Origin of the sequence: Enterobacter cloacae complex sp. P42RS (assembly GCF_014930595.1) — a bacterium.
Taxonomy (GTDB): Bacteria; Pseudomonadota; Gammaproteobacteria; order Enterobacterales; family Enterobacteriaceae; genus Enterobacter; species Enterobacter bugandensis.
On sequence record NZ_JADBRK010000004.1, the window covers coordinates 307916 to 325461 of the forward strand.

Here is a 17546-nt window from a genome sequence, read left to right on the forward strand (position 1 = left end):
CAACGCGGGAATTCTTTTTCCCTTTAACGCCGAATTAAACCTTACCGGCGGCTTCTCTTTCTGCGACTTCTTTATCCAGCAGCGCAATATGCTGAGCCATGAGCTCGCGGCAGTGTGCTGCCAGTTCGCGCACCTGGTCTTTACCGTATTTGCTGGTATCGACGGGTGGCAGCATTTCGACAATCACCAGACCATTATTCAGGCGGTTAAGATTAATCTTATTAGAAGTATTGGAAACGCACACGGGAATAATTGGAACACCTGCCGCAATTGCGGCATGAAACGCGCCGGTTTTGAACGGCAGCAGGCCGCGGCCGCGGCTACGCGTCCCTTCCGGGAACATCCAGATTGAGATCCGGCGCTTTTTAAAATGATTCACCACTTCTGCAATCGTGCCGTGCGCTTTTGCACGGTTGTTACGGTCGATCAGCAGGTTACCGGTCAGCCAGTACAGCTGACCAAAAAACGGGATCCACAGCAGGCTTTTTTTCCCCACCGTCACGGTCGGAGGCAGAACAATATTGGAGGCCGTCACCATATCGTAGTTGTTCTGATGATTGGCGATATAGATGGCGTTACCGAAGTTCTCCGCTCCTTCAGGCAGGCGTTTTTCAACCTTCAGACCAAACAGCGGCGCAAGGCGACCGAACATATGGCCAAAGGTGGCAACATGCTTCGGATTACGCGGGCTGAACAGGCAGTAAATAGAGCCGAAAATACAGACCAGAATGCAGTAAATAACGGTAAGAATGAGACGAACAATGTATAGCATAGCGACCTCTGAAGCCCTGACAGCTGACAATTATACTTCACCTGTGGCCAGGTAAGGACTTTATTACGAGCGCGTATTGTTAATCGCAACGCACGAATTAACAACGATTTTACGGGAAATTTTATTGAAATACCCCCTCCGGACAGAGGGGGTGTCATGACATTACTCTTCGCTGTCGCCCGCGCTGCTGCGCGCAGGCGAATCAATCTCCACGCGGTCGATACGCTGCAGGCCGCGCATCAGCGAACCGCGGCGACCGCGCTCGCCCACCACTTTCTGCAGCTCTTCCGGGCGAAGCTTGATTTTACGCTTGCCAACGTGGATGGTCAGCGTGCTCTGCGGCGGCAGCAGGAAGAGGTGCGCCAGGCCATCTTCACCTTTCGCGGCTTCCGCCGACGGGATGTTGATGATCTTGTTGCCCTTACCTTTCGACAGCTCCGGCAGGTCGCTGACCGGGAACATCAGCATGCGTCCGGCAGAGGTGATCGCCAGCAGCATGTCGCTCTCGTTCTCAATCACCAGCGGTGTCATCACGCGGGCATTGTCCGGCAGGCTGATCAGCGCTTTACCGGCACGGTTACGCGACACGAGGTCGTTAAAGGTACAGATAAAGCCGTAGCCCGCATCGGACGCCATCAGCAGCTTCTGGTCGTCGGCCTCCATCAGCATGTGGTCAACCGTTGCGCCCGGCGGCAGCGTCAGCTTACCGGTGAGCGGTTCGCCCTGGCCGCGCGCGGAAGGCAGCGTGATCGGGTCGATAGCGTAGCTGCGGCCCGTGGAGTCGATAAACGCCACCGGCTGGTTGCTCTTGCCTTTCACCGCCGCTTTAAAGCTATCGCCCGCTTTGTAGCTCAGACCCGGCGCGTCGATATCGTGGCCTTTGGCGCTGCGCACCCAGCCGCTCTGCGACAGGACAATGGTCACCGGCTCGGACGGCTGCATGTCGTGCTCGTTCATCGCCTTCGCTTCTTCGCGCTCGTGCAGCGGAGAACGACGGTCGTCGCCGAAGGCATCGGCATCCGCCTGCAGCTCTTTCTTCAGCAGGGTGTTCATCTTGCGCTCGGAGGCGAGGATCGCCTGCAGCTGATCGCGCTCTTTTTCCAGCTCGCTTTGCTCGCCGCGGATCTTCATCTCCTCCAGCTTAGCGAGATGGCGCAGCTTCAGTTCGAGGATCGCTTCGGCCTGGGTTTCGCTGATGCCAAAGCGCGACATCAGCGCGGGCTTCGGCTCGTCCTCGGTACGGATGATCTCAATCACTTCATCGATATTGAGGAATGCCACCAGCAAACCTTCGAGGATATGCAGGCGCTTAAGCACTTTCTCCAGACGATGGTTCAGACGACGGCGCACCGTATCGCGGCGGAACGTCAGCCACTCGCTGAGGATCTCCAGCAGGTTTTTCACCGCCGGACGACCGTCCAGACCAATCATATTCAGGTTGATGCGGTAGCTTTTTTCCAGATCGGTAGTGGCGAACAGGTGGTTCATCACCTGCTCCATGTCCACGCGGTTAGAGCGCGGCACGATCACCAGACGAGTCGGGTTCTCGTGGTCGGATTCGTCGCGCAGATCGTCCACCATCGGCAGCTTTTTATTGCGCATCTGGGCGGCGATCTGCTCCAGCACTTTGGCACCGGAAACCTGGTGCGGCAGCGCGGTGATCACCACGGCGCCGTCCTCTTTATTCCACACCGCGCGCATGCGCACGGAGCCGCGACCGTTCTGGTAGATTTTGCGGATTTCTGCACGCGAGGTGATGATCTCGGCTTCGGTCGGGTAATCCGGCCCCTGCACGATATCCAGCAGCTCGTCCAGCGAGGTTTTTGGCTGCTCGATCAGGGTGATGGCGGCTTTCGCCACTTCACGCAGGTTGTGCGGCGGAATGTCCGTCGCCATGCCGACCGCAATACCGGTCGTGCCGTTCAGCAGGATGTTCGGCAGACGCGCAGGCAGCATCTTCGGCTCCTGCAGCGTACCGTCGAAGTTTGGCACCCAGTCAACGGTTCCCTGACCCAGCTCGCCCAGCAGCACTTCGGCGTATTTGGACAGGCGGGATTCGGTATAACGCATCGCTGCGAAGGATTTCGGATCGTCCGGCGCACCCCAGTTCCCCTGCCCGTCCACCAGCGGATATCGGTAAGAGAACGGCTGGGCCATCAGCACCATCGCTTCATAGCAGGCGCTGTCGCCGTGCGGATGGTATTTACCCAGTACGTCACCCACGGTACGGGCGGATTTCTTGAACTTGGCGGTGGCGTTCAGCCCCAGTTCGGACATCGCATAGACGATGCGGCGCTGAACGGGCTTCAGGCCATCCCCGATAAACGGCAACGCCCTGTCCATGATGACGTACATGGAGTAGTTCAGGTAGGCGTTTTCCGTGAATTCATGTAGCGCGAGGCGCTCTGCCATATCGCTCATTACGTGTGATTCCTCAACTCAGAAACCGAAGGGTTTCAGGCAATATTGCCGCAGATACTACCTCATCTGACGAATTGAGTCACAAAGAAAAAGGGCCGCATAAGCGGCCCTTTACGGGTTATTTGTTCAGCTTGATAACCTGCTTCACGTCGATTTCAAACTCGTTCCAGTCTTTGTCGACTTTACCCTGCAGCTCTACTTTATCCTGCGGGGTGACGGTCACGCCGTTCCAGCGCTTGTGGTCAATCTCAACCACCACCGTGCCGGACTCGTCGCGGAAGGTGTAGCGGTCATCGGACAGGCGCTCGGTAATGTTCCCGCGCAGCTTCACCCAGGCATCGTCCTTCAGATCTTTCACTTTAGCCGCGGTGGTGAGGTTGGCGTTGTTATCGACAAAACCGCCCTGCTGGGTTTGCGTCTGGGTCTGTGTCGCAGATGGGCCAGTAAAGCCGCCCTGTGCGGCAAAGACCGGCGCGGTGGTCATCATCATGATGGCAGCAATTGCAGCGAATTTTTTCATCTTCATCTCTCCCTTTAATGTCGTTTCGCAATCCATTAAACAGGGTAAACCTTAACAACTTCTTAAGGGGAAAATTTATTTATTTTTACTGTACAGCAGGCGCTTGCAGAGGGTTTACTGACGGCATCAAGGAGGGAACATGCGCATTTTACTGGTAGAAGACGACAGGTTAATCGGCGATGGCATCAAAGCAGGCTTAAGCAAACTGGGCTTTAGCGTGGACTGGTTTACCGACGGGAAAACCGGGCAGGCCGCGCTTGCCTCTGCGCCCTATGATGCCGTGGTGCTTGACCTGACCCTACCGGGAATTGACGGTCTGGAGATCCTGCGCGCCTGGCGCGAAAGCGGTAAGCGCGAGCCGGTACTGATCCTGACCGCGCGGGATGCGCTGAACCAGCGCGTTGAAGGGCTGCGCCTCGGTGCGGACGATTATCTCTGTAAGCCGTTCGCGCTGATAGAAGTGGCCGCCCGTCTGGAAGCACTGGTGCGCCGCAGCCACGGTCAGACCCGCAGCGAGCTGCGCCACGGCAAGGTGACGCTCGATCCGGCAAGCCTCGTCGCCACGCTGGAGGGCGAAACGCTGACGCTTAAACCCAAAGAGTTCGCCCTGCTGGAGCTGCTGATGCGCAACGCGGGCCGGGTGCTGCCGCGCAAGCTGATCGAGGAAAAGCTTTATACCTGGGACGATGACGTCTCCAGCAACGCCGTCGAAGTCCATGTCCATCATTTACGCCGCAAGCTCGGGAGCGAGTTTATCCGCACCGTGCACGGCATCGGCTACACCCTGGGTGACGCATGAAGCTGAGCCTGAAGCTGCGCCTGACGCTCCTCTTTTTAGCGCTGTCTCTGACGGCCTGGTTTGCCGCCAGCCTGGTGGCGTGGCAGCAGACCACCCACAAGCTCGATAAGCTGTTCGACACCCAGCAGATGCTGTTTGCCAAACGGCTGCTGACGATGGATCTGGACGAGATCCGCGCGCCGGAGCGCATGCGCGAGGTGCCGAAAAAGGCCAAACACGGGCATCTGGACGATGACGCGCTGGCCTTCGCTATTTACGCTTCAGACGGCACGATGATCCTTAACGACGGCGAAAACGGGCGCGATATCCCGTATCACTATCGTCGTGACGGCTTTGATGACGGACGGCTTCAGGATGACAACGATGAATGGCGCTTTTTATGGCTGACGTCGCCAGACGGAAAATACCGTGTCGTTGTCGGCCAGGAGTGGGAGTACCGGCAGGATATGGCGCTGGACGTGGTCAGCTCGCAGCTGACGCCGTGGCTGGTGGCGCTGCCGGTGATGCTACTGTTGCTGATCGTCCTGCTGAGCCGGGAGCTGAAGCCCCTGAAAAAGCTGGCCCAGACCCTGCGTTCCCGCTCGCCGGACGCCACCGACGCCCTGCCCACTCAGGGCGTGCCGGCGGAAGTGCGCCCCCTGCTCGACTCGCTGAACCATCTCTTTACCCGTACCCAGGAGATGATGACTCGCGAGCGCCGCTTTACCTCCGACGCCGCCCACGAGCTGCGCAGCCCACTGGCGGCGCTGAAGGTGCAAACCGACGTGGCGCAGCTTTCTCAGGACGATCCGCAGGCGCAGGAAAAAGCGCTGGCTCAGCTGCACGCGGGTATCGACCGCGCCTCCCGGCTGGTGGATCAGCTCCTCACCCTGTCGCGCCTGGACTCGCTGGACAGCCTGGACGGCGTAGAACAGATAGCGATGGCCGACCTGCTGCAGTCTGCGGTAATGGATATTTATCCTGCTGCACAGCAGGCGGGTATTGATATTCGCCTGCACATCAACGCGCCGGAGGTGACCCGAACGGGTCAGCAGCTGCTTCTGAGCCTGATGGCGCGCAACCTGCTGGATAACGCCACCCGCTACAGCCCGCGCGGCAGCGTGGTAGACGTGACGCTGAACACCCGTAGTGTTACCGTGCGCGACAATGGCCCGGGCATTTCGCCCGATGCGCTGGCGCGTCTCGGCGAGCGCTTTTATCGTCCACCGGGTCAGGACGCCACGGGCAGCGGGCTGGGGCTATCCATTGTGAAACGCATTGCCGCGCTACACGGCATGCGCGTCTCGCTGGGCAATGCGCCAGAAGGCGGCTTTGAAGTAAAGGTTAACTGGTAAGGGATTATTGCATTTAGCGCAAAAGACTTTGCACATTTTGCTTATTTTTCCGCTCCGTCCTCGCGCGTAGAATACCCGGCATACTCTCATGACCGAGGACAAATAATGAGCAATATTCTGATTATCAACGGCGCGAAAGAGTTCGCGCACTCTAAAGGCCAGCTGAATGACACCCTGACCGAGGTCGCGGACGGTTTCCTGCGCGACGCCGGGCATGATGTTAAGGTCGTGCGCGCGGACAGCAACTATGACGTGAAGGCCGAAGTGCAGAACTTCCTGTGGGCCGATGTGGTTGTCTGGCAGATGCCGGGCTGGTGGATGGGCGCGCCGTGGACCGTGAAAAAGTACATGGACGACGTTTTCACCGAAGGTCACGGTTCGCTGTATGCCAGCGACGGACGCACCCGCTCAGACGCCTCTAAAAAATACGGCTCCGGCGGCCTGATTCAGGGCAAAAAATATATGCTCTCCCTGACCTGGAACGCCCCTCTGGAAGCCTTCACCGAAAAAGATCAGTTCTTCGAAGGCGTGGGCGTAGACGGCGCGTATCTGCCGTTCCACAAGGCGAACCAGTTCCTGGGAATGAATCCGCTGCCGACTTTTATCGTCAACGACGTGATTAAAATGCCTGACGTCCCGAGCTATATCGCAGAATATCGCAAGCATCTCGCGAAAATTTTTGCTTAACTGGTAGCCTGGAATTAAAGGAGTAGTAACCATGCTTACAGTAATCGCAGAAATCCGTACTCGTCCAGGTCAACATCACCGCCAGGCGGTGCTGGATCAGTTCGCGAAAATCATCCCAACCGTACTGAAAGAAGAAGGCTGCCACGGCTACGCGCCGATGGTGGACGCCGCTACCGACGCAAGCTTCCAGGCCACTGCGCCAGACTCCATTATCATGGTTGAGCAGTGGGAAACCGTCGCGCACCTTGAAGCACACCTGCAGACCGCGCACATGAAAGCGTGGAGCGATGCGGTGAAGGGTGACGTGCTGGAGACCCACATCCGTATTCTGGAGCAAGGGGTTTAAAACCTGCCTTCCCTCTCCTTACGGGGAGGGAATTCTCTCTGACCTGCTATGCTTATTCTGACTTCATGATTAACAGGAGGATGGAATGGGTCTTTTTAACTTCGTGAAAGAAGCAGGCGAAAAGCTATGGGATAACCTGACCGACCACAAAGGTCAGAGCGACAAAATCACCGAGCACCTCAAGAAACTCAACATTCCCGGTTCAGACAAAGTTCAGGTTAACGTTACCGACGGCAAGGCCAGCGTGACGGGTGACGGGCTGACCCAGGAGCAGAAAGAAAAAATCCAGGTCGCCGTCGGCAACATCGCGGGCGTCAGCGAGGTGGAGAACAACATCACCACGACCGATGCCAAAGATGAAGCCACCTACTACACGGTAAAATCCGGCGACACCCTGAGCGCTATCTCCAAAACCGTGTACGGCGATGCCAACCAGTACAACAAGATTTTTGAGGCTAACCGCCCGATGCTCTCCAGCCCGGATAAAATCTACCCCGGCCAGACGCTACGTATTCCTAAAGCGTGATCCGCGAGTCGGGGGTCGCCCCCCGACCGTTTTTACCAGTACAGTTTCCAGCTCTGCGTAAAGCGCACCAGCGCCTCCACGTAGAAGTAATCTCCCCAGCTCGCACACTCGTCCACCCCTTTGTTGCTCGCCAGGTGATAGACCGAGTGCTTCAGCAGCCCGGTGCCCTTCTCCTCTTTGCCCATCAGGTAGTGCTTCGTCAGTGACGACATAATGCCTTTGGCCCACTCCAGATACCGCTCCCGGTCCGGATCCGTCACGGGCAGGTGCTTCACCAGCTCCAGCAGCCCGCACACCGCAATCGCCGCCGAGGACGAATCGCGCAGCGCGTCGGTCCCCACCAGCGCCAGATCCCAGTGGCAGACGTAGTCTTCCGGGAGGCGGTTGAGGAAGTAGTTCGCCAGCCGCTTCGACAGGGCAATCATCGTCTCGTCGCCGGTATAGATATAGCTCAGCAGGAAGCCGTAAATCCCCCACGCCTGCCCGCGCGACCAGCAGGAGTCATCGGCATAGCCCTGCTGGGTATTGCCGTAGCGCGGCGCGCCGGTTTGTACGTCCATATAATAGGTGTGGAACGTGGAGGCATCGTCGCGGATGAGATAGTTTGCCGCCTGCATGACGTGCGCTTTTGCGGCGTCAGCAAAGCGCGGATCCCCCGTCTGCTCCGTCGCCCAGTAGAGCAGCGGCAGGTTCATGTTGCAGTCGATGATCATCCGTCCGGCCTGCTCCGGGTCTGAAAGATCGCCCCACGCCTGAATGATTTTCGCCTTCTCATGAAAGCGCTCCAGCAGGGCTTCAGCCGCCAGCAGGGAGAAACCGCGCGCCTCGCGGCTGCCGGTAAGTCTCCAGGCCGCCACGCAGGAGAGCGTGTACAGGAAGCCCAGATCGTGAGTGTTGGTGTCGCTGCGCCCGGCGATGCGCAGGCCGAAGGAGCGCACGTGTTTTTCCGCCATCGAGCGGAATTTCTCCTCGCCGCTCATCTCCCACGCCAGCCACAGCTGGCCGGTCCAGAAGCTGGTTGTCCACTCTACGTTGTCGGTCAGCGGGTAATAACCGTTCCGGCAGGTTTCCGCCGGGAACTGCTCTCCGAATGCCGTTAAATGACGGCTAATCAACTCGAGGACGTGGCTACGCGCAGAGATCAGTTCATCGCTAAACAGGCGCGAGTCTACGGGAGCAGGAATGGCAGACAGGCGTTCCTCTCTGATACGACTTAACATATTTCGGTTCCTTGTGGTCAGCGTGATGAAGGTTCTGCTACGTTCAGCGGGCGGGGGCCGCGCCATTTGCTCTGGCAGGCGGATAACGTAAAGGCAGAAATAAGGGTAAAGATCAGCGCCGTCGCCCCCATGATGATATAGGTCTGTTCAAAGCCGATGCGGTCATACATATATCCGGCAGGCGAGGAAACCACCACGTTCCCCACGTACAGCATCGCCTGATAGCCCAGTAAATACATGGTGGCGTTCACGCGCTTGTCGAAATGCTCCGCAATATATTTAAAGACCGACACCAGCAGCAGGCAAATTTCTATACCGTATAGCGGCTTGAGCACGGAAATTAACAGATGCGAGTCGCACATCCCGGAAATAATCAAACGCGCCCCGACGATCAGCCCGACAATTAATAGCCCGCGCCTGGCGCCAATAAAGTTAACGAACAGCGGGACAATCATATACATGACGAATTCTATGCCCGACTGCACGGTGCCGAGATAGCCAAACACCGCGTTGCCCTCATGAATATCGTCAAAGAAGGTAACGAAATAGCGCGAGAACTGCTGCTCGGCGATAAACATCATCCACGCCACGCCCGCCACGTACAGGCAAAAAGCCCAGAATTTACGGTTACGCAGCAGGGCATACACATCTGCCGGGGCGATTTTCTCTTTGGTCAATACCGCATCGGCATGAACGGAGTTAGTGTTCACTTTCAGGCTGAGCAGGACAACCAGCATCACGATCGACGTCACGCTGCCCATAATGAAGTTATAGGTCGGTGAGAGGTTGAACAGCAGGCCGGAGAAGGACGATGCCACCGCCCAGCCGAGCGAGCCCCACATACGAATTTGCCCGAACTCCATGCCGTTTAAGCGGCTGAAGCGGTCGGAATAGGATTCACACGCCGCCACGCCCGCATACCAGGCAAAGCTTAAATAGAGTGCGCCGATAATAATCCCCAGCAAGGTGCTGGACATTAACAGCGGCTGATAGACGTAAATAAAAAACGGCGCCATCAGGGCCGACATGGCGACCACAAAATAGAGCAGATATTTGCTCATGCCGATTTTATCGAGAATATAGCCGTAGATGGGTTTGAGAATAACGGAAAATATTCCGTTCACCGCGAACACGGTTCCAATTACCGTCCCGCTGAGATTCGCTTTTTGACCCAGCCAGATCGCCAGCAGGCCAATACTCGCGGACCAGGTAAAGAAATAGAGAAAAATAAAGCTGCTGATTTTGTAATATTCGGTTCTGTTGGTTGTCGATGTATTTTTCATACCATCCTCGCCGAGGTGTAGGGTCAGAATTTTTATAACGTGAACGACAGCAGACGTTCGCCTCCAGGGTCGCGGATTACGACCCGGTTATGGTTCATATCCAGCTGCGGCGCGGCCGCAACGTTCTGTTTTTCACTGGCAATGACGGCGCAGCAGAGCCAGCGCTCTCCCGGTTGGAGATCGGTTTTTAACAGCGGAATGGAGGCGCACTCCGGGAACATGATGCTGCTGTTCGGCGGCGTGACGATGCTGTCCGGGGTGCGTTCAATGAGAGGCGACAGATCGACAATCGCACTGCTGCCGTTCTCTGCCGCCAGATAACTGCCGCGCGCGCGGATTTGGTGCTCCGTTTTCATCACGGCGAAACCGCCCTCCGCCGTTTGCAGCGTGCGCGCGCTGTTGATGCGGTGCAGGCGCAAATGCCACTCGCCGAAGGGGATTTGCCAGGTCTCGATGCGCACGTCGTGCCACGGCGACCAGCGTGAATAGATGTAGTTTTCATCCACCCGCACCGCGTCGCACTCGCGACGGCCGCGGAAATAGTTATCCCCGTCCGCCAGCAGCAGCATGGAATCACAGGCCGCATGCTTCAGGCCAAAGCGCCCGCGCTCAATGGTGAAGCCAAAGCGGCTGGAGTAGGCAAATTTGGTGTATTTCGCTTCGGTGTTGACGTAGTTGTTCAGCTCCAGCTGACCGGCGGTGAGCATGGTGACGTGCTGAGAGTTCGTCGAATGCATCAGGATCTGCTGCGCGCGCGGGATGACGTGCTTCTCCGCCAGCGCGGGCAGCGGCTGTTCTTCTGCCTGCCAGAACGGATGCGTCTCCGGCAGCGCCAGAATCAGGTAGCTTTTTAGCGCCCAGTAGGGCGAGCCGGGAGAGTTATAGTCCTCACACATGGCGAGGTTCGGACAGGCAAAACCGAGGGTCAGAATGCCGTCCCGGTCGGTAATCGTCCGCTGCTGCCACCAGCGGAGATGGCGCAGGATAATGCCCTTCACAATACCCGGCGTGAACACGTCAAGTTCAGAGAAGGCAACCGCGCTCCAGAAGGCGACCATCGCAAAGCGGTAGGTCAGGCTGCGGCCAAACGGTACCGACGCGCCGTCCGCGGCGGACCAGTAGATAAAGTCCTCCGCAAACAGACGCGAGCGCTCGCGCAGCACTTCTGCCCTCGCCTCATCGCCGCTTAAAGTGGCGTAAATCAGGCCGTAGAAGTGGAACGCCATGGAGATGTAATAATCTTTCGGGCGACCCGCGCCGTCGGAATACCAGCCGTCACCCAGGTAATAGGCCTCCATCAGCGCAAACCGATGGTCGATGGCGGCCTGGTCGTACGGCAGCCCGGCGCGTTTGAAGCCCAGCTGGACCATAATGGCAAAGTAGTTCCAGTTGCTGTCGGGCATCTGCGCGTCGGCAATCTGCTTCAGCCACGCGTGCAGGTTCATCACCTCGCGCTCGCTGAAGCAATCGGTGAGTTTATTCCCCAGCAGGGAAAGCCCCAGACCGTAGGATGCCATCTCGACCAGACGCTGATCGTACGGACCGGTTTCGCCCCAGTAGCCCGGACTTTGCGGATCGGTGCCGATCCTGATGGCCTGCATGTACTTCTCGCTAAATGGCGAAGCATCGCCCGAAGCCAACAGCGGAAACAGCCCCCATAGCGCGCGGGAGAGCCCCTCCATCTGCGCGATATCCGTCGCGTAGTGCGCGCAGGTATCACCCAGCGAGAACCGCGAATGATTTACCGGAAACTGCTTATCCAGCGCGCCAAGTAAGGTATTCAGAGACGCCACGACGTCCTGGCGTGAAGACAACAGATTTGATTTTTCTTCGCTTTCCGCCCGCATAGTTCCACCCTCGTCATCAACTGCGGCCAAGCATAGTGAATGCGTAAGGTGGAGAAATGTTAGCCACGTCACAGGTGAGAACGTTCGATAAACCTGCGGTTGATAAAATTTAAAAAGGTGGTTTATAAATCTCTTCTGACGGGGAAAAGTTGAGTTTTATTGCACTATGCATGACGCGCCCATAACCGATCGTCTTGAGCTCATTACCTTAAACGACACCGTGGCGTCGTTTAGCCGCCTGTTTGCTAACACGGTGCGTTACCACCACTGGCATCAGTGTCTTGAAATTCTCTATGTGGAAGAAGGGTTTGGCGTCGCGATTGTCGATAACCGTCACTACACCATGCGCCCCGGACGCCTGTTTTTCTTTCCGCCGTTCACCCTGCATAAAGTCAGGGTAGACGAACAGGCGGAAGCGATTTACCGGCGCACGATTATTCACCTCGACCACCATGCGGTGCTGAAGTGTCTGCGTGATTTTCCGCACACGCAGCAGCGGCTGGAAAAACTCTCGCGTCGCGGCTCAGAGGCGTGGGTGGTTGACCTGGCACACTGCCACAGCCATGTCGATCATCTGTTCAGCTGTTATCCGCCGCCGATGAGCAGCGAAAGCATCGCCGGGCTGCTGATTAGCCTGTTTGCTATGTTGCCTGACGATCGTACCGGCGCACCGGGCAGCAGCACGGGGATCGCCAGCCAGGTGATGTTCTGGCTGGACGAGCATTATCAGGAGAAATTCCGCCTCGACGCGCTGGCAGCGGAACTGGGCAGATCGCGCAGCTACGTGTCGCGAAAATTTCATGCGGAGACGGGGGAGAAAATCCACCACTACCTGAACACGCTCCGCCTGCGTAAGGCGTGCGAATGCCTGCTGCACAGTGACGCGAGCGTGCGGGAGATTGCCGCGCGGGTGGGATTTTCTGACGTGACCTGGTTTATCAGCGCGTTTAAGAAGGGGATTGGTGAGACGCCGCTGCAGTACCGGAAAAACCATCGTGCGGTATGACACCCTCACCCGCCCCTCTCCCGCGGGAAGAGGGAGACAATCAACTGCTTTTCTTGCCCGGCTTTAGCCCACGGTGAAGCTCGTTGATGCGCTTCATCGACTTGATGGTGCGCTGCGGCTCGGTGGAGGCGACGGATAAAACAATCATCTCCAGGCACAGCAGCACCGTGCCGTGGAGCGGGATTTTGCCCTTCTCGCCGCCGCGCGGAACGTGGATCACCACGCTGGCCTCTTTGCTGAATCGCGAGTCGGTGGCATTGGTGAGCAAAATGGTGGGGATCCCCAGCCGTTTCGCTTCGCGCAGCGTGGTCTGTCCTTCCCGATGCGCGGATTTTTGCGCCATCATGATCAGCACATCCCCGCGCTGGAGACCTATCAGCTGCTCGGCCAGCCCTATTCCGGTGCGGTTAAGCGGCGTGGCGGGTAGCCCCATCCGGCTGAACAGCCTGGCGGTGTAGTCGGCCAGAATGCCGGACGCGCCAATCCCAAATATGGCAACCTGCCTCGCCTGCGCCAGCAGCGAGACCGCCTGCGCCATCGCGAAGCGGTTGTGGGGTTCAGACAATACTTCACACGTATGCTGATGCCCCTCCAGCACGAAATCAATGCTCGCATTGACGTCGCTGGTCAGCGTATTCACCGTGGTGGAGATCTTTTCGCTGGAGGTCACGACCGGGCCAAACCACTGCTCCAGCGTCTGCTTGAGATCGCGCAGCCCGGCGAAACCCAGCGCCTGGATGGCGCGAACGACGGTAGCGTCCGACGTTTTCAGCAGCGTCGCGATCTCCATTGCCGTCTGCTCCATCACCGCTTCACGATTTTCATTGATATAGCGCGCCACCTGCAGCAGGCGCGGCGTGAGCTGGTGCGACCGGGAGCGGAGGCGGTCGCCGAAGAGATCAACTTTACGGCTCATCGTGACGCCTCCGGCAGCGGACGCCCGGCAATCTGCGACTGGACCTGCGCGGCCATCAGCCCTAACGAGGCGAACGAGTTCGAGATGGCCTCTTCACGCGAGATCAGCACGTAATGTCCGGTCCGACAGGCATTCAGGAACTGACACCAGCCCGGCATCACCGCATCCATCGCCGCCAGTTCATCCTGCGGTTTGCCGCCCGTATCCCCGCGCCAGGTGGCGAAAACGAAATCCGCATCCAGCTCCGGCAGCCGCTCTGCGCTGACGTCAATGCGTCCCCCTTCCGGGATGGACTCAATCAGCGGCGGGAAGGTGAACCCGGCATCACGCAGCACGCGGCCCAGCGAGTGATAGCTGTGCATGGCGTTGATTTTCCCCTGATTGGCCTGAATCACCGACACGCTCACTTTGCGGGTATCAATAGTCGCTTTCAGCGCCTTAATTTGCTCCTGATAGCGCCGCTCCAAAACCTTGAGCCGCGCCTGCGTGCCCGTCAGTTGCGCCAGCTTGCGGTAGATCTCCGGCGCGCCGCCGTCGAGATGATCGATACTCACCGTCGGGGCAATTTTCTCCAGCTGTTCCACCGGGGTATTGCGCGTCGGCTCGGTAACGATCAGGTCAGGCTTTGCGGCGGCGATGGCTTCAATGTCGATATCCGCAGTGCCGATAAACTTGATGTCGGAATTATCGAAATCGACGCCGGTCAACATGCCGCTGGAGCGCAGAAAATGGCTGCCGTCCGGCCGGGTGCGGCCATGGCTCGCCACCGGCGGCACGCCAAGCTCAATCAGCGGAATAGTGATGTCCAGGTCGTGTAGCGAGACGATCCTTTTCGGATGCACCGGCACCACCACCTTACGGTTCAGATCGTCAGTAAACGTCTGCGTCGGCTCGGTCGCGCTCGCCGCAAACCCCACCAGCAACAGCAATGAAAACAGTATGCGCATGTTAATCCCCTAAAATCTGTCCCGACGCTGCCAGAGCAGCAGCAGGAAAAACGGTCCGCCAATCAGTGAAATCACAATTCCCGCTGGCAGCTGCAGCGGGAGGAATGCCAGCCGCCCGACGTTATCCGCCAGTAGCACAAGCAGCGCCCCCAGCACGGCGCTACCCGTCAGGAGCGCCGTTTGCCCGCCGCGGAGCAGCAGGCGCGCCATGTGCGGCGCAATCAGCCCGACAAAACCAATGCTGCCCACGCAGGAGACGCAGGCCGCCGTCAGCACTACTGGGGCGAGAACCCTTAGAAGCGCCAGCCGGTTTGTGCGCACGCCAAGGCCCGCTGCGGTGTGGTTACCAAGCAGCGCCACGTCCGCAGCGCGGGCGGTAAACAGCAGCAGCGCAAACGCCGGAAGCGCCCAGGCAGCGGCAATGCAGACCAGCGTCCAGTTTGCCGCATGGAGGCTGCCCGCCAGCCATAGCATCGCCGTCTGCACGTCGCGCACGTCCGCCGTGGTCATAAAAACGCCCATTGCGGCGGCAAAGACCCACGACACGCCGATGCCGATCAGGATGAATCGCGGACGTGAGATATCGCGCGCCAGGACCACCACCAGCAGCGCGGTGAGCAGCCCCCCGGCCATGCCAACCAGCGGCCGCCAGGCCAGGCCCAGCGCCGGGAACTGAAATATCAGCAGCAGTACCGCCGCGCTACAGCCCTCTTTCACCCCGATAAGCCCCGGATCGGCCAGGCCATTGCGGGTAATGGACTGCATTGCCGCCCCCGCCATGCCGAGCATCCCACCGCACAGCGCCGCCATCAGCAGGCGCGGCAGGCGGATATCCATCACGATGTAGCGCGTCTCTGACATCAGGGTTTCTGGATAAAACAGCGCGCGCCCGATGGCGGAAGTGGGGATGGGCAGAGAGCCGTGCGTCAGGCCAAACCCCGTCAGCAGGCAGGCGGCCAGCGTCAGGATGACCAGACATACCAGCGCCTTTGGGCGGACCAGCGCCGAGAAGGTGCCAACGCGTAGCGCACGCAGTCCGGCGCGGTTCATTTAAACATCCTCGAGGCCATGAAGATAAAGACCGGGGCGCCAACCAGCGCGGTCATGATGCCGGTTGCCAGCTCCCAGGGCGAAAACAGCGTGCGGGCAGCGATATCCGCCAGCAGCAGAACCAGCGCCCCGCACAGGGCGGACAGCGGCACCATCACGCGCAGATCGACAGACACCAGACGGCGAACGAGCTGAGGCACCACGAGCCCAATAAAGCCGATCGGCCCGGCGAGGGAGACCGCCGCACCGCAGAGCAGCGCGATAGCCATCAGGGCGAGCAGCCGGGTTTTCAGCAGCGATACGCCAAGCCCCTGCGCCATTCTGTCGCCCAGCGCCAGCATGTTGAGCGAGGGCGACAGCCAGAGCGCCAGCGCAAAGCCCACGCCAGCCACCCACAGGGCAGCGGCAATCGTTTCACCGCTGACCCCCGCTAAATCCCCCGCCAGCCAGGTGCGCATGGCGAGCAGCGTCTGTTCATCGAGGATGAGCACCGTGGCGGTAATCGACGAGGCAAACGCCGACATCGCCACGCCGCACAGCGTGACCTTCATCGGTGTAAGCCCGGTGCGTCCGGACGAGGAGAACGTGAGCACCAGCAGAAACAGCGCCGCGGCTCCGGCGGCGGCAATCAGCGGGCGCCCAAACGGCAGCGTCATCCCCAGCGCGCTCGTCAGCACCACAGCCAGCGCCGCCCCGGCGTTGAGCCCCAGAATATGCGGTTCGCCGAGCGGGTTGCGGATCGTGGATTGCAGCAGCACGCCCGCCACGCCGAGCGCGGCCCCCGTCACCATCGCGGCGCAGAGGCGCAGCAGTCTGAGCTTGATGATGATGTTATGGTCGAAATTGCGCGGATCGAAGTGGAGGATGGCCTCCACCACCGTTTGCGGGGCGATAAAGCGGGCGCCGATCCCCAGATGGGCAATCGCGCCCGTTGCAAGCAGCAGGGCGAACATCAGGAAAGCCAGAGAGGTGCGCATCATGGCTGTTTTGCGACCTGGCGAAACGGCATAAAGAACGGTTTACCGGTCAGCGGATTGATGGACATATGCACGTCGACATCAAACACCGCTTTAATCAGCTCCGGCGTGCAGGCGTCCCCTTCATGCAGTACGCCCTCGACTTTTCCCTGGCGTAAAAAGACCAGCGAATCGCCGTAGCTCACGGCGAAGTTGAGATCGTGCAGCACCACCACCACGGTACGTCCGTGCTCGCGCGTCAGCGTATGCAGCAGTTCGAGGATCTCCACCTGATAGCGGAGATCGAGGAACGTGGTGGGTTCATCCAACAGGATATAGGGCGTTTGCTGCGCCAGCGCCATGGCGATCCAGCAGCGCTGACGCTGGCCGCCGGACAGGCTTTCGACGGGCATGTGGGCAAACTCGGCCGTGCCGGTCAGGCGCAGGGCCTCCTCCACCGCCTGCTCGTCCTCGTCGCTCCACTGGCGCATAACGTTCTGCCAGGGAAAACGCCCGCGCGAGACCAGCTCAAAGACGGTTAACCCTTCCGGCAGCAGCGGAGACTGCGGCAGGATGCCAAGCTGGCGGGCGACGGCTTTCGTCGGCTGCGCGTGGATCGCCTTGCCGTCGAGAACCGCCGCGCCGCCAAGCGGCTGAAGCAAACGCGCGATGGTACTCAGCAGCGTGGATTTTCCGCAGCCGTTCGCCCCCACCAGAACGGTGATTTTCTGCTGGGGGATCGCAAGGGAAATATCATCAACGATGATTTTTTTCTGATAACCGGCAGAAAGATTCTCCAGAACCAGACCCGGTTTTGTCGTGTTGTGAGCCACGTGCATGCCAACGTAATAAAAAAGGGAAACAAATATAAATAAAAATCATTCTCTTTTGAGAGTTTGAGGCCGCGCCATGTAGT

17 protein-coding genes are annotated in these 17546 nt (G+C 58.9%); 6 read left to right on the plus strand and 11 right to left on the minus strand.

Translation table 11 applies throughout. The features are described from left to right. Window positions 1-34 precede the first annotated feature (34 nt). From plsC to IM314_RS07380, 3 genes are all read right to left on the minus strand, one after another. The gene (plsC, locus tag IM314_RS07370; protein ID WP_028014424.1) at window positions 35-772 is read right to left on the minus strand and encodes a 1-acylglycerol-3-phosphate O-acyltransferase; all 738 of its coding nucleotides are present in this window, start codon (window positions 770-772) and stop codon (window positions 35-37) included. A gap of 162 nt (window positions 773-934) precedes the next feature. After that, the gene (gene parC, locus IM314_RS07375) at window positions 935-3193 is read right to left on the minus strand and encodes a DNA topoisomerase IV subunit A (RefSeq protein ID WP_041908127.1); all 2259 of its coding nucleotides are present in this window, start codon (window positions 3191-3193) and stop codon (window positions 935-937) included. A gap of 118 nt (window positions 3194-3311) precedes the next feature. After that, complete coding sequence (locus IM314_RS07380) at window positions 3312-3713, minus strand: YgiW/YdeI family stress tolerance OB fold protein (RefSeq protein ID WP_023309189.1); 402 nt, start codon at window positions 3711-3713, stop codon at window positions 3312-3314. Window positions 3714-3852: 139 nt separating this feature from the next. On the opposite strand from IM314_RS07380, the gene qseB reads away from it, so the two are divergent. The 5 genes from qseB to lysM all read left to right on the plus strand — a co-directional run bounded on the left by qseB (window position 3853) and on the right by lysM (window position 7405). Further along, window positions 3853-4512 (plus strand): quorum sensing response regulator transcription factor QseB, encoded by a 660-nt coding sequence (gene qseB / locus IM314_RS07385; RefSeq protein ID WP_045631558.1) that lies wholly within the window; start codon window positions 3853-3855, stop codon window positions 4510-4512. Continuing rightward, window positions 4509-5846, plus strand: coding sequence for a quorum sensing histidine kinase QseC (qseC, locus tag IM314_RS07390; protein WP_193358481.1), 1338 nt, complete (start codon window positions 4509-4511; stop codon window positions 5844-5846). Before qseB ends, qseC begins: the two co-directional genes overlap by 4 nt. A gap of 105 nt (window positions 5847-5951) precedes the next feature. Continuing rightward, the gene (locus tag IM314_RS07395) at window positions 5952-6533 is read left to right on the plus strand and encodes an NAD(P)H-dependent oxidoreductase (RefSeq protein ID WP_193358482.1); all 582 of its coding nucleotides are present in this window, start codon (window positions 5952-5954) and stop codon (window positions 6531-6533) included. Between the two features lie 31 nt (window positions 6534-6564). After that, entirely contained in the window at window positions 6565-6879 is a 315-nt protein-coding gene (locus IM314_RS07400; protein WP_008502984.1) for a putative quinol monooxygenase, read from the plus strand. 85 nt (window positions 6880-6964) lie between these two features. Then, entirely contained in the window at window positions 6965-7405 is a 441-nt protein-coding gene (lysM, locus tag IM314_RS07405) for a peptidoglycan-binding protein LysM (protein WP_028014428.1), read from the plus strand. Window positions 7406-7437: 32 nt separating this feature from the next. Here the strand turns inward: lysM and IM314_RS07410 are convergent, their stop codons facing one another. From IM314_RS07410 to IM314_RS07420, 3 genes are read right to left on the minus strand one after another with little or no spacing between them, the layout of a single operon-like run. Continuing rightward, window positions 7438-8625, minus strand: a complete 1188-nt coding sequence (locus IM314_RS07410) for a glycoside hydrolase family 88 protein (protein WP_049138337.1) — start codon at window positions 8623-8625, stop codon at window positions 7438-7440. A 17-nt stretch (window positions 8626-8642) separates the two neighbouring features. After that, on the minus strand, window positions 8643-9908 hold the full coding sequence (locus tag IM314_RS07415) for an oligosaccharide MFS transporter (RefSeq protein WP_193358483.1): 1266 nt from the start codon (window positions 9906-9908) through the stop codon (window positions 8643-8645). Between the two features lie 32 nt (window positions 9909-9940). Further along, the gene (locus IM314_RS07420) at window positions 9941-11755 is read right to left on the minus strand and encodes a DUF2264 domain-containing protein (RefSeq protein ID WP_193358484.1); all 1815 of its coding nucleotides are present in this window, start codon (window positions 11753-11755) and stop codon (window positions 9941-9943) included. A 166-nt stretch (window positions 11756-11921) separates the two neighbouring features. Here IM314_RS07420 and IM314_RS07425 point away from each other — a divergent pair, with 166 nt between their 5' ends. Beyond that, window positions 11922-12761, plus strand: a complete 840-nt coding sequence (locus IM314_RS07425) for an AraC family transcriptional regulator (protein ID WP_041908113.1) — start codon at window positions 11922-11924, stop codon at window positions 12759-12761. Window positions 12762-12801: 40 nt separating this feature from the next. On the opposite strand, the gene IM314_RS07430 is transcribed toward IM314_RS07425, so the two are convergent. Genes IM314_RS07430 through IM314_RS07450 form a run of 5 tightly spaced genes read right to left on the minus strand, consistent with a single transcriptional unit; the run spans window position 12802 to window position 17463 of the window. Then, window positions 12802-13677 (minus strand): MurR/RpiR family transcriptional regulator, encoded by an 876-nt coding sequence (locus IM314_RS07430; protein ID WP_028014433.1) that lies wholly within the window; start codon window positions 13675-13677, stop codon window positions 12802-12804. Then, window positions 13674-14624 carry an iron-siderophore ABC transporter substrate-binding protein gene (locus tag IM314_RS07435; RefSeq protein WP_041908111.1) on the minus strand — a complete coding sequence of 317 codons (951 nt, stop codon included), beginning with the start codon at window positions 14622-14624 and terminating at the stop codon, window positions 13674-13676. Before IM314_RS07435 ends, IM314_RS07430 begins: the two co-directional genes overlap by 4 nt. Window positions 14625-14633: 9 nt before the next feature. After that, complete coding sequence (locus tag IM314_RS07440; protein WP_193358485.1) at window positions 14634-15674, minus strand: iron ABC transporter permease; 1041 nt, start codon at window positions 15672-15674, stop codon at window positions 14634-14636. After that, a complete protein-coding gene (locus IM314_RS07445) occupies window positions 15671-16654 on the minus strand; it encodes an iron ABC transporter permease (protein WP_047364596.1) in 984 nt (327 codons plus the stop codon). Before IM314_RS07445 ends, IM314_RS07440 begins: the two co-directional genes overlap by 4 nt. Then, window positions 16651-17463: an ABC transporter ATP-binding protein gene (locus tag IM314_RS07450; protein ID WP_028014437.1), complete on the minus strand. Its 813-nt coding sequence runs from the start codon at window positions 17461-17463 to the stop codon at window positions 16651-16653. The genes IM314_RS07445 and IM314_RS07450 overlap by 4 nt, the downstream gene beginning before the upstream one ends. Window positions 17464-17546: the final 83 nt, after the last annotated feature.